This is a genomic window from Adhaeribacter rhizoryzae (assembly GCF_008629685.1).
GTDB lineage: Bacteria > Bacteroidota > Bacteroidia > Cytophagales > Hymenobacteraceae > Adhaeribacter > Adhaeribacter rhizoryzae.
The window spans coordinates 151,096-163,422 of the sequence record NZ_VWSF01000007.1 but is presented as its reverse complement, the minus strand read 5'-3'; the positions used below and the strand labels follow the sequence as shown (position 1 = coordinate 163,422).

The following is a 12,327-nucleotide window of genomic DNA, read 5'->3' as shown; positions in this document are numbered from 1 at the left end:
CAATACACCTTCCTTAAAGATTATTTTATCAGAAATCTGATTCCAGCATTAGTTTAGAATTAAGGTACTTGTAGTTTGCCTGGAGCTGTTTACTATTCTTTAAGGTTTTCGCCGGTGCGGTAGGTACCTGCTTTTCTGCTGGAAGAGATTAACCCTTCCGCCCTCCGGGCACCTGCCCTAAATTAGGGAAGGAACTCGCCCGAACCGGAATGTTGCGCATTAGCTTTGTTGAGCTGGCTTGTTCATTGATTTTTAATAATGACTTAGAAAAGCCGTAGCTACTGGCAAACTACAGCAGTTTGGGCGATGAGGGCCTTCTAAGGTTGTGGTGCGTAGCATTCCGAGGTACGAGGAAAACAAGCTTAGACAGCCCGAGTGACCAAACGGGGCCCCGCGGCCGGGAGGCTACTTAGACTTCTAACTACAGTTAGCACCTCCGCATTGAAAGATGGAATCTTTCAAAAGATAAATAGCACCTCCGCATTGAAAGATGGAATCTTTTAAAAGATAAATAGCACCTCAGCCTTGAAAGATGCAATCTTTCAAAAGCTGAACATTAGGTGTTATGATTTATACTTTTACCCAGTACCAGATAAAGAAATATTTTATACCTTGAAAACCGGACTATATCTAAAAAACTAAATTTATATGAAAAAATTAATGCTATTGCCCCTGTTGCTGCTGTTCTTAAATTTACTAACCCCGGCTTCTGCCCAAACAACTCCCAAAGGCGGTACGCTGGCCGATGTAAGTTTTATACAAGGCCACTGGAAAGCTACCAACGATGGCCGCGATGTAGAGGGCTATTGGATGGCCCAAAACGGCGACAACATGGTAGGCATGATGCGCATGATGAAAGGGGACAAAGCCAGCATGTACGAAATATTGGCCTATGAGCAAGGTCCGCAGGGGCTGGTGTCGCTGGTAAAACATTTTAGCCCCGGCCTGATTGGGCAGGAAGAAAAAGATAAACAAGACCGTTATAATTTTATAGAGGCCAGCAAGAACCGGGCAATATTTCAGAAAGAAGGCGAAGCTTTACGCATTCTGTACGAAAAACGCTCCGATAACCAGTTTGTAATTGCCCGCGGCAACCAGCAGGATAACAAATGGGTGTACAAAGATTTGTTTGTATTTAACCGGATAAAATAATTACCACTTAATTCAGTCAGAAATATTCTTAATTGCCCGGGCTTAATACATAAGCTTGGGCAATTTTATTTAAATTCATATTTACTATTGCACAAAAATGCGTTTATTGCCAGCAGGCCTAACTTTTATTTAACTACTACCCGAAAATTACAATTTTAGACTATATTTAGCTTGTAGTGCATAAGTATATCACCTATTTTTGCTAACATTAGTTCGCGTCATGATTTTGTTCAACAGCCCGCTTATCCGCCTCGATTACTCGCCCGCCACCGATATTTTAGTTGCTGATTTATCGGCTAGCTACGAATTTTATGCCCTGGAAGTACAAGAAGCTTTGAGTACCATTGCCAAATATATTAGGCACTACGATGTTAAAAAGCTGCTCATGGATTCGCGGAAAAGAATTATACAAATAGATAATGAACGGTACACCGCTATTATGGCCGAATACATCCAGGAATTAGAATCTACCCGGCTCCAGAAATTAGCGCGCCTGCACACGGGCAATTCCGACCGGGAAAGCTTAGCCCGAACCATGCAGGAGCAAGTAGTTACAGCCTTTGAGATGAAAACTTTTACTGATCTGGAGCACGCCCTTACCTGGCTTAAAGCCAAATAAAGCAGCGGAAACTGCTGTCGCAACCACCTATAGCCGAACTAATTTCTCAAACCCTGGGTTAAAACACCCAAACGCAATTCAAAATAAAATAAATATGCTTAAAAAATTATTCTTGTTGTGGCTGCTGGTGGGTAGCCTGGCGGCGCAAGCCCAAACCAAAAAGCCCGTTCCGGCCAAGAAACCAGCTACTCCCACCAAACCAGCAGCTCCGGCCGCCCCTTCTTTCAAAAACCTGAACGATAGCCTTAGTTATGCCATGGGCCTTTCGGCCGGGCAATTTTTAAAAGCCCAGGGCGTAGAAAATCTGAATTACGCCTTACTAAACAAAGCCATTGAGCAAACCTTAGGAGATAAATCTACCTCTTTTGATATGCAAGCGGCTAATGGGGTAATGGAGCGTTTTGCCCGCACCAGTGTTAGCAAAAAAGCGTCCGCCGAAAAAGAAAAAGGCCGTCAGTTTTTGGTGCAAAACAAAAAGAAGGCCGGTGTAACCGAAACCGCCAGCGGTTTGCAATTCGAGGTTCTAACCGCCGGTCAGGGGGCAAAACCAAATAGTTCCGATACGGTAGTGGTGCATTACGCCGGCAAGTTGCTTAACGGAAAAGAATTCGATTCTTCTTTTAAGCGTGGCCAACCGCTTACCATTCCGGTTGCCGGCGTCATTTCGGGCTGGACCGAAGCCCTGCAACTAATGCCCACCGGCAGTAAATGGCGCCTGTACATACCTTCGGACCAAGCTTACGGCGATATGGGTGCCGGCCGCGATATTCCGGGCGGCGCTACCTTGGTATTTGATGTAGAACTGCTAGAAATTAAAAAATAAAATATTACCGGAAGCTTGAAAAAAGTCTTTTAAATATTTGCGGTGTTACCTTAGCGCAATACCATTAAGTAAACCTCACCAACTGTAAAGCCGGTGAGGTTCTTCTTTTACATTAAGTGCCATACACGGCATATCCGGAATTTATAGCCTGTTTTTTACCCGTAGGCGTATAGTTAAAACCAAAGCCCTACCAGGTTAATTAAAGATGGAAGCAGATTTTGAAACGTATTACCAACGGCTTGTAAGCAAAAGCCGGAACCAAGCCCTTTTATACGTGGCTGGAGTAGTAATATTTTGCGCTATACTCTGGTTTTACAGCAATCCTTTACCGGTGATTATGCTGGGAGGCATTTGCTTTCTGCTCATTTTTATATTGTACCGCCGCTCTACCAATAAATATTACCAGCGACTGCATTTACTAAATATTAGTTTCCCGGAAACCTGGCAAGACCTGTTGGAAAAAAATTCAGTTTTCTATGCCAATCTTAGCCCAGCAGATAAAAAAATATTTAACCAGCGGGTGCAGTTTTTCCTGGCCGAGAAAAAAGTAGAGGGCATTGATACCAACCTGGACGATACGGTTAGGTTGCTCGTAGCGGCCAGCGCCATTATTCCTACTTTTGCTTTTCCATTTTTCGAGTACCCCAACCTGAAGCAAGTATTAATTTATCCCAATGCTTTCGACGAAAAATTCCGGACAGAACATACGGCAGGGCAGGAGCGGATTATTGCCGGCATGGTGGGGAATATGTACTTAAATAACACGCTGCTGCTTTCTAAACCTAATTTGCTGGCCGGCTTCCAAAATCAGGACAACAGCAACGTGGGCATTCATGAATTTGTGCATTTACTAGATAAAGCCGATGGGGCGATAGACGGGCTACCCGAAATATTCTTAAATAATGCTTATGCTATTCCGTGGTTACAGGTACTTAAAGCCGAAGTTAAAAAAATGAAGAAAGGCCAGTCAGATATTAACCCTTATGGCTTAACCAACAATGCCGAATTTCTGGCGGTGGTAAGTGAATATTTTTTTGATAACCCGGAAAAGCTGAACCAGAACCACCCGGAATTGTACCGTTTGTTGTGCACCATTTTCCAGCAAGACCCGGAGCGAAGCCGCTAAAAAGTTTATTACCTCACATAAAATAAGTTTTAATTTTCTAAACCGGCATTTACTACAGCCCTAATAGGAGTAGCTATTACTAAATCGGGCACTTCTCTTACTTCGCCGGGTTGCAAATTATTTAGTTGCAAGTCACCTACGCGCACCCGAACCAAACGCAAAGTAGGAAAACCAACAGCCGCTGTCATTTTCCGGACTTGCCGGTTTTTGCCCTCGGTAAGCGTAATAGAAACCCAACTGGTAGGGCCGTGGCGCTCATCACGAATTTTACGGCCGCGCGGCGGCAAATCTGGTATAGTGGTTAGTTTTATAGCCCCACAAGGCTTGGTGGTATATATTTCACCTTCCAGGCCAATATTTACGCCTTGCTGCAGTTGGGCAACGGCCTCCGGGGTAATAATTCCATCTACCTGGGCATAATATTCTTTTTCAATTTTAGCGCTGGTAATATATTGGCTTTTTTTGCCATCTGTAGTTAATAGCAGCAGTCCTTCACTGTCCTGGTCCAGGCGCCCGATAGCCATAGTACCCGCCGGAAAGTCAAACAGTTCGCCTAGGCGCTTTTTCTTTTGCGCTTCGCCTACAAACTGACTTAGATAACCATAAGGTTTATAAATAACAAAATGCCGGTGCTGCATAGCGTAAAAAACAGGAATAAATCTTATAGCCTTAATTTTGGCTTTATTAACGACCAGCAAAGATAGCTAGCTTTTTAAACTTTAGGGAAGGTTAGAGAAAAACCCATTTTAGTAAAAGCAGTTTTATACTTGCCTTATTTGGGCTAAAGCTGCTTTTAAACTTTCCGGTGCAAGACGCTTTTACTTACCCATAAATATTGTCTGTTAGCTTCTTTAACCCGGTATAATTATTTATCAGGCTTATTTAATAAATAAAAGTTGCTGATTATGAAATTTCATTCTTAATATTAAAACTTTATTAGTAATACCTCGGTAAAAACGGCATTACATCAAAAATTAATAAGCAAACTATCAATATTTTATAAAAAGAATTCTATGGATGCACAGGTAAAAGAGTTTCTGGATAAAGTTGCATCGCGCAATCCGCATGAACCAGAGTTTTTGCAGGCGGTACAGGAAGTGGCCGAAACTATTATTCCGTTTATAGAAGAAACTCCGAAATATAAGAAAACCAGAATTCTCGAACGTATGGTGGAGCCCGAACGGGTTGTTATGTTTCGGGTGCCTTGGCTGAACGACCAGGGCGATGTAGAAGTTAACCGGGGCTTTCGGGTGCAGATGAACAGTGCCATTGGTCCTTACAAGGGCGGCCTCCGCTTTCACCCATCGGTAAACCTGAGCATCCTTAAATTTCTGGCCTTTGAGCAGGTTTTTAAAAATAGCCTGACGGGTTTGCCCATGGGCGGCGGTAAAGGTGGCTCCGACTTCGACCCAAAAGGAAAATCTGACAGTGAAATAATGAAGTTTTGCCAAAGCTTTATGACGGAATTGTACCGGCACGTAGGCGCCGATATAGACGTTCCGGCCGGTGATATTGGCGTAGGTGGCCGCGAAGTTGGTTTTTTGTTTGGCCAATACAAGCGCATTAAAGGCGAATTTACGGGTGTGCTTACGGGTAAAGGCATTAGTTGGGGCGGTAGTGCCATTCGGCCGGAAGCTACCGGCTACGGAGTGGTTTATTTTGCCGAAGATATGCTGGCCACCCGGGGCGAAACCTTACAAGGTAAAACGGTGCTGGTATCGGGCTCGGGCAATGTGGCCCAATATACCGTAGAAAGATGCATCCAGGCCGGCGCTAAAGTAGTTACGCTCTCCGATTCTGAAGGCTTTATTTATGATCCGGCGGGCATCGACAATGCTAAACTGGCCTATTTAATGGACCTGAAAAATGAGCAGCGCGGACGTATAAAAGAATACGCGGATAAATACAATTGTGAGTTTTTTGCCGGCGAACGGCCCTGGAAAATTAAAGGCGATATTGCTTTCCCGAATGCTACGCAAAACGAACTCGACGAAGAAGATGCCCGCACCCTAGTCCGGAATGGTTGTATTTGCGTAGCCGAAGGTGCCAATATGCCTAGTACTCCGGATGCTATTCATGTTTTTACCGAAGCCAAAATATTATACGCGCCAGGTAAAGCTTCTAACGCTGGCGGCGTGGCGGTATCGGGCCTCGAAATGTCGCAAAACTCGTTGCGTATTTCCTGGAGCCGGAATGAAGTAAACAGCCGCCTCCGCGATATTATGAAAGAAATTCATAGCATTTGTGTAAAATACGGCACCGAAAAGGATGGTTATATTAACTACGAAAAAGGCGCTAATATTGGCGGTTTTGTGAAAGTAGCCGATGCCATGCTGGCACAAGGTGTTGTTTAATAATATTTTACGAAGTGCTTAATAAATATACCAGCTTCTAAAAGTGCCTCTCCAAACCACAAAAAACAAAAGCCTGCTTTTATGTAAGCAGGCTTTTGTTTTAGAGCTTGTAATTTACAAAATTTAATAAGGTTAATTTAACCGATTAAGATTAAAGCTATTTTTTTAGCGGCGCTCCTACGGGTATAGCACAATCGTGGCCTGGTTGTCCGTGCGGCGGATTGGTACCGGCGGCTACTAAACCCGGCGCAGAGGGCAGCGGAAGCGTTGGCGCGGGTAACTGGGGCGCTATTGTTGGGTTGCTTTGGGGCGGCGAATCTAGCCGGGCACCTACGGGTATATCGCAGCGGTGCCCCGGCAAACCGTGGGCCGGGTTTAAACCTACCGGATTTACTGGCGTAGCTGCTTGGTTTTGCGAATTAGTTGCTTGCACCGGATCACCGCCATTAACCGTTGGTTGGTTAGTTGTAACATTATTGTTAGGCGCTGGTGTGGTTATAACGGTACTTTTTTTCTCGGGTTGGCAATTAGTAAAAATTAGCACCGCCGCTATAAACAAAATATTAGCTATATTTTTCATGGATGACTTCTTAACTTTAATAGGTGTAATTTAAACAAAGGTAACGTACGAAAGCAGTTTATCTTTCTAAATTAATATTAATATATTTTTTCTTCAACCCCAACTGGAAAGATAATTAAAATTGAAAATACTACTTCTTATGGTCTGTTTTATTACTCTTTTTAGCTAAATGGCGCTTTTAGGAAGCTTTACTTAACATAATAACGTAATTAGAAGACAAAACAAGGCAGATTAAGTAACGTCTGTTATACCAAAGCTAAAAAATAAGGGTACAAGTAATTCACCTCTGTCATTCAGGAGGAAACTATTTAACAGGCCGCCAAATAGTTTCCTCCTGAATGACAAGAGTTAGCTCAAGATGCTTAAATTTAATATTGCCCTACCTTTTGCGCAGCATCAGTAACTAAGTTATAATAAAACTAATTTCGTTATTATAGTGCTGATAATTTACGGCTAGAATTATTTTGCCAGCATAAACGTAGCGGGTTAATATTTTTATCTTTTAATTTGCCACAATACGTTAAGCTTATACAATGAAAGAATTTAAAAAATATTTTATTATTCCGGCCGCGCCCGAAGAAGTTTACCTGGCTTTAACCAATGCCACTACTATTCATCTTTGGTCCGGCGAAGAAGCCGTAATGAGTACAGTACCGGGCTCGGAGTTTGAATTATTTGATGGCAGCATTGCGGGCAAAAACCTGGAGTTTGAAGAAAATAAAAAAATAGTACAGGAATGGTATTTCGGCGAACAACCTGAACCTTCGGTGGTAACAATTAAACTGCACCCACACAAAAATGGCACATCAGTGGAACTGCGCCACACCAATATTCCGGACGAAGCTTTCGAAGATATAGTAGAAGGCTGGAACAATATTTACTTCGGCAACCTGATTGCTTTTTACGAAGACGAATAAATCACCTTTAACTACTCTGGTTTTCTTTGCATCTTAAGCTTTCCAAGCTCTTCTCAGCGCAACTCTGCGCCCCTTCCAAATAGCCTGCAACCCCTGCATTTTAACCATTCCGCCTACCTAATAAAGCTTAAAAAGCAATCTTTTACTATATATAATAAAAACTATAAGGTTAAAAAAAGTAAATATTGTAATTTTCAAATATTTTGTGAATTATTTTTGGAAGTTGAATTCACACCATCTAAATTGCACTAAATTTATAAAAGTAAAAAACAGTTAGCTTTATTATATATGAAAAACTTAGTCCCTTTACTCGTAGTAATTATTTTATCTTCTTGCGCTGCTAACAAAAGAGGCGGCTATCACCGGCTACCACCGCTCGAAAACCGCTTCGGACGGCAAATGTACTGGAAAAAAGAAAGATCGCACGGCCAAATTAATCCTAAAAAGAATACGATTGCTATTTACGACATTGCTGAAGGGTAATTAATATAATACAAGCAATAATATAACTTTAAAAATATTAATTATAATATATATTTACTTGACGCTAAGTTACACTTGTTGAACTATACTGCGCTCTAATTAATTGAGAGCAGAAATGCATGTACTTAATTGTAGTACCTATACAAGTGTATATTTTATGTAATTGCTTTTAAAAGTAGCCGTTATACCAAAACAGTTCTATGGCTGTTTCGGGGCTGTTACTTGCAATTCAGGAGATACCTAGTGGCTAACTGCTTTTAGTGGTATCTCCTGCACTTTGCTTTACTTTACCAATATTTATAATACCTGCTCTTGGGTTAAAATATTAACTTTAATTTCCTGCTTTACAGCTACAAGCTTTACGCTAATAAAAAGTATTATTGGCAACTCCGGAATTTAATTATCTTTAATTCCGGGCATAAAAGCCACCTGGGTAAAACCCGGAAGAATACCTGATTCAGATTAAAGCTTATAATTTTGCTTATGCCGGAAGCTACTGCTGCATTAAAATTATTGGTTAATGCTATTTACCCGATAGCCGAAGAAGATTGGGCAGCCTTTTCTTTAATCTGGCAGCCATTCAGGGCCAAACGTAAAGAAGCGCTTACCGTTGCCGGCGAAAAAGAGAAATACCTGTACTTTGTGGCAGAAGGCGTGCAGCGGGTATATTATTTCGATGACCAAAACCGCGAAGCAACCCTGGTTTTTAGTTATGCGCCTTCTTTTGGCGGCGTACTCGATTCTTTGCTGCAACAACAACCCTCCCGTTATTATTTCGAAACTTTAACGCCATCGGTATTTTTGCGGGCTACTTTCCCTGACCTGCAACAGGTAATGCAAACCCGACCTGCTATAGAAACCATGGTGCGGGTGGGTATAACCCATTCGTTGGCGGGCCTGCTCGAAAGACTGGTAGAACTGCAGTGTTATTCGTCGGAAGAAAAATTTAAGAAGTTGTTGCAGCGGAGCCCGCATATTTTGCAGTTGGTACCGCATAAGTACTTAGCCAACTATTTAGGCATAGAGGCCACCAACTTTAGTAAATTAATAAATAAGGTAAAGCTTTAAAATCTTGGTAAATACCAAGAATAATTTTTAGGCCTGACGCCACCTTTGTGTTGTACTTAAATCTAAAGAAAATGAAAACACAAAAAACTTTACGTCTGGCCGCTCAGGGCTTTATTTTATTATCGGCAGTTAGTTTGTTATCAGTAAGTTTAATGGCTTTTGCCAACCCGCAATCGGTAATGGATTTAGTGGCCGTAAAGTTAAACAACACCGATGCCTTTAGTTCTATCCGGGGCGTATACGGTGGCGTAGGATTAACTTTGTTCTTAACGCTACTTTACTTGCTGCGCCAGAACTTCCGGAAGGGATTAGCTTTTTTATGCCTGCTTTGGGGCTTGTATGCCGTATCGCGGCTTATTACTATTTTTACCGAAGGTCCGTTGGGCGATTTTGGTACCCAATGGCTGATTACTGAATCTGTTTTTTTTCTGGTAGCTTTTGTGCTGTATTTGCTCAATAAAAGTGCTGTAACCGTTAAAAATCCTGCCCTAATATGAAGCCGGTAAATAAAGAACAGTTTTTAAGCAGGCTCGAAAACAAAGTAGAAAGCCACTTACAGGAAGCTATCCGGGTTTTTCAGAATATTAACGAAGAAACCTTGCTACGCCCGGCTACCAACGGCGGCTGGAGCATTGCCCAGTGTCTCGACCACCTGAACAGTTATGGCCAATATTACTTGCCTTACATCCAAAAAGGTTTAAATAAAAATATTAACCTTGTAAACCCGGATACCTTCCAAAGCTCCTGGCTGGGTAATTATTTTACGCGGCTAATAGACCCCGAAACCGGTAAGAAAAAACAAAAATCCGCTAAAATACATCAGCCTGCCCACAACCTGGATGCGCACGCCGTAGTAGCCGAATTTATTCAGCAACAGGAAACCTTACTGGCTTATATAAAGCAATCGCGGCAGGTAGATTTAAATAAAATAAAAATTCCGGTTTCCATTTTAAAATGGATAAAACTAAACCTGGGCGATGTATTACAGTTTTTAATAGCGCACAACGAGCGGCATTTACAACAGGCTAAACAAAATCTTCTTCAGCCAAATATTTTAACCGCAACTGCCAGCGTATAGCGGCTTGCCTGCTCTAAAACACCAAGTATCAGAATAATAAAAGACACCATTTCACTTCACCGGGTTATCCAAAGCGTATGCCTCCAGTTTTAGCGGCTTAACGCTTTAGGTAATCTGGTATACTCAAATCATCTTCAGTTGTGCGTGTTGCTTAACCGAACTTTAATCCGGGAGCAATCGTTTTCTATTATCTTCCCTCGTGAAATAATTCTGTTTTGCAGGCCGGAAGAATTAGAAGAAAATTACATGCGAACGATAAATAATAAACAAAAACAGCTGGCGGATATTCCGGTATCGGTGCTTGACTTGGTACCTATTCTGGAAGGCAAAACGGCCGTCGATTCTTTCCAAAATAGTTTAGACTTGGCCCAACACGCCGAAAAATTTGGGTATAAGCGCTACTGGTTAGCCGAACATCATAACATGCCGGGTATTGCCAGCTCGGCTACTTCGGTATTAATTGGTTTTATTGCCGGTGGTACTTCTACTATTCGGGTAGGTTCTGGGGGTATTATGCTGCCTAACCATGCGCCACTGGTAGTGGCCGAGCAATTTGGTACGCTGGCCTCGTTGTACCCCAACCGGATAGATCTGGGCCTGGGTCGGGCGCCCGGCACCGACCAGCTTACGGCCATGGCTCTGCGCCGCGATTTAAAAAATGCCGGTAACGATTTTCCGGAGCATGTAGCCGAACTCAGAACCTATCTATCCGCTGAAAATAATACCTCTCCAGTAAGGGCCGTGCCGGGCGAAGGCTTAAATATTCCGGTTTGGTTATTGGGGTCGAGTACGTTTGGCGCGCAGTTAGCGGGTATTCTGGGTTTGCCTTATGCTTTTGCCAGCCATTTTGCGCCAACTTACTTGCAAGCGGCTTTACAGGTTTACCGCGAAAGCTTTATTCCTTCCGAAACGCTTCTGGAACCTTACGCCATGGCCTGTGTAAACGCCGTTGTAGCCGATTCCGACGAAGAAGCCCGTTACCTGGCTAGCAGCTTATACGCTTCTTTCTTAAATGTAATCCGGGGCAAATCTAAAATGCTGCAGCCACCCATCGCAGATCTGGACCAAATATGGGATGCTTCGGAAGCTTACTCGGTAAACCAGATGCTGCGTTATTCTTTTATTGGCAGCCCGGCTACGGTAAAAGAAAAAATGCAAACTTTCCTGAACAACACCCAGGTAGATGAGCTTATGATCAGCTCTCATATTTACGACCATGCCGCCCGCGTGCATTCTTACGAATTAATAACCGCGTTGCAGCAGCAAAAGAAAGCCCAGTTGGTTAGTTAAGCTGGCATTTAATTTCTCAGCAATAATTTTGCAATAATATTAAGAGTAGTCCGGGTTTCGGGCTACTCTTTTTTTTACTCGCCATAGATACAAAAAGCCGGTTAAGGATATAAATTGCAGTACTAGCCAGCAGGTTGGTTTTGTAGTAAAATATTTTACTTAAGCTATGGCATGATTAAATACATTGCTTTCGATTTTGATGGTACGCTGGTGCATTCGCAAGATGCTTTTATCTTGGTGTATAACCAACTGGCCGAAAAATACCGGTTACGAATAATGGAACCCCATACCATTACTTACCTGCGCACCTTATCTATAAAAGAGCGCTGCCGCTACATGAACTTACCATTGTACAAAATTCCTTTTTTTACGGCCGAATTCCTTAAATTGTACCAGGCCGCTATACCCAATATTAGCTTAATAGCAGGCATACCGCCAGTGCTCTGGGAATTACAGAACCAAGGTTATCAACTGGCAATAATTTCTACTAATTCCGAAAAAAATATTAGGCAGTTTCTGCACCACAACCAGCTCGATTTAATAAGCAGCGTGTTTTGCTCTACCAACCTGTTTGGGAAAGATAAAGTAATCCGGAAGTTTCTGACAGCCTATAAACTGTTGCCGGCAGAAGTGTTATACGTGGGGGATGAACACCGCGATATTATAGCTTGCCGGAAAAATGGAGTTAAGGTGGTTTGGGTAAGTTGGGGCTACGATTTACCGGAAAGTCTTGGCAACGATCAGCCGGATTTTGTGGCTAATACACCGGCAGATATTTTGAAAATAATGCAGCAGCAAATTAAGCTTACTTATATCGGAATTTAATATTTTATTAAC

General features: G+C 42.5%; 14 protein-coding genes. 12 read left to right on the top strand and 2 right to left on the bottom strand.

The window, feature by feature from the left end:
- The first annotated feature begins 648 nt into the window (after nucleotides 1-648).
- From F0145_RS11495 to F0145_RS11480, 4 genes are all read left to right on the top strand, one after another.
- Entirely contained in the window at nucleotides 649-1,152 is a 504-nt protein-coding gene (locus F0145_RS11495; RefSeq protein WP_150088551.1) for a DUF6265 family protein, read from the top strand.
- Nucleotides 1,153-1,372: 220 nt separating this feature from the next.
- On the top strand, nucleotides 1,373-1,771 hold the full coding sequence (locus F0145_RS11490) for a hypothetical protein (RefSeq protein WP_150088550.1): 399 nt from the start codon (nucleotides 1,373-1,375) through the stop codon (nucleotides 1,769-1,771).
- A 94-nt stretch (nucleotides 1,772-1,865) separates the two neighbouring features.
- Nucleotides 1,866-2,594, top strand: coding sequence for an FKBP-type peptidyl-prolyl cis-trans isomerase (locus F0145_RS11485; RefSeq protein WP_150088549.1), 729 nt, complete (start codon nucleotides 1,866-1,868; stop codon nucleotides 2,592-2,594).
- 205 nt (nucleotides 2,595-2,799) lie between these two features.
- On the top strand, nucleotides 2,800-3,720 hold the full coding sequence (locus F0145_RS11480) for a M90 family metallopeptidase (RefSeq protein ID WP_223815985.1): 921 nt from the start codon (nucleotides 2,800-2,802) through the stop codon (nucleotides 3,718-3,720).
- Between the two features lie 29 nt (nucleotides 3,721-3,749).
- On the opposite strand, the gene F0145_RS11475 is transcribed toward F0145_RS11480, so the two are convergent.
- Nucleotides 3,750-4,358, bottom strand: coding sequence for a pseudouridine synthase (locus F0145_RS11475; protein WP_150088548.1), 609 nt, complete (start codon nucleotides 4,356-4,358; stop codon nucleotides 3,750-3,752).
- A 375-nt stretch (nucleotides 4,359-4,733) separates the two neighbouring features.
- On the opposite strand from F0145_RS11475, the gene gdhA reads away from it, so the two are divergent.
- Complete coding sequence (gene gdhA, locus F0145_RS11470) at nucleotides 4,734-6,074, top strand: NADP-specific glutamate dehydrogenase (RefSeq protein ID WP_150088547.1); 1,341 nt, start codon at nucleotides 4,734-4,736, stop codon at nucleotides 6,072-6,074.
- Between the two features lie 157 nt (nucleotides 6,075-6,231).
- Here gdhA and F0145_RS11465 read toward each other — a convergent pair whose 3' ends face one another.
- A complete protein-coding gene (locus F0145_RS11465; RefSeq protein ID WP_150088546.1) occupies nucleotides 6,232-6,654 on the bottom strand; it encodes a hypothetical protein in 423 nt (140 codons plus the stop codon).
- A gap of 533 nt (nucleotides 6,655-7,187) precedes the next feature.
- On the opposite strand from F0145_RS11465, the gene F0145_RS11460 reads away from it, so the two are divergent.
- From F0145_RS11460 to F0145_RS11430, 7 genes are all read left to right on the top strand, one after another.
- On the top strand, nucleotides 7,188-7,571 hold the full coding sequence (locus F0145_RS11460) for an SRPBCC domain-containing protein (protein WP_150088545.1): 384 nt from the start codon (nucleotides 7,188-7,190) through the stop codon (nucleotides 7,569-7,571).
- Nucleotides 7,572-7,859: 288 nt separating this feature from the next.
- Nucleotides 7,860-8,054, top strand: a complete 195-nt coding sequence (locus F0145_RS11455) for a hypothetical protein (RefSeq protein ID WP_150088544.1) — start codon at nucleotides 7,860-7,862, stop codon at nucleotides 8,052-8,054.
- A gap of 483 nt (nucleotides 8,055-8,537) precedes the next feature.
- Complete coding sequence (locus F0145_RS11450) at nucleotides 8,538-9,122, top strand: Crp/Fnr family transcriptional regulator (RefSeq protein WP_150088543.1); 585 nt, start codon at nucleotides 8,538-8,540, stop codon at nucleotides 9,120-9,122.
- 71 nt (nucleotides 9,123-9,193) lie between these two features.
- Nucleotides 9,194-9,619, top strand: coding sequence for a DUF4345 domain-containing protein (locus F0145_RS11445; protein ID WP_150088542.1), 426 nt, complete (start codon nucleotides 9,194-9,196; stop codon nucleotides 9,617-9,619).
- Nucleotides 9,616-10,200 carry a DinB family protein gene (locus tag F0145_RS11440; protein ID WP_150088541.1) on the top strand — a complete coding sequence of 195 codons (585 nt, stop codon included), beginning with the start codon at nucleotides 9,616-9,618 and terminating at the stop codon, nucleotides 10,198-10,200. Before F0145_RS11445 ends, F0145_RS11440 begins: the two co-directional genes overlap by 4 nt.
- Before the next feature lie 246 nt (nucleotides 10,201-10,446).
- Nucleotides 10,447-11,490 carry an LLM class flavin-dependent oxidoreductase gene (locus F0145_RS11435; protein ID WP_150088540.1) on the top strand — a complete coding sequence of 348 codons (1,044 nt, stop codon included), beginning with the start codon at nucleotides 10,447-10,449 and terminating at the stop codon, nucleotides 11,488-11,490.
- Between the two features lie 171 nt (nucleotides 11,491-11,661).
- Nucleotides 11,662-12,315 (top strand): HAD hydrolase-like protein, encoded by a 654-nt coding sequence (locus F0145_RS11430; RefSeq protein WP_150088539.1) that lies wholly within the window; start codon nucleotides 11,662-11,664, stop codon nucleotides 12,313-12,315.
- Nucleotides 12,316-12,327: the final 12 nt, after the last annotated feature.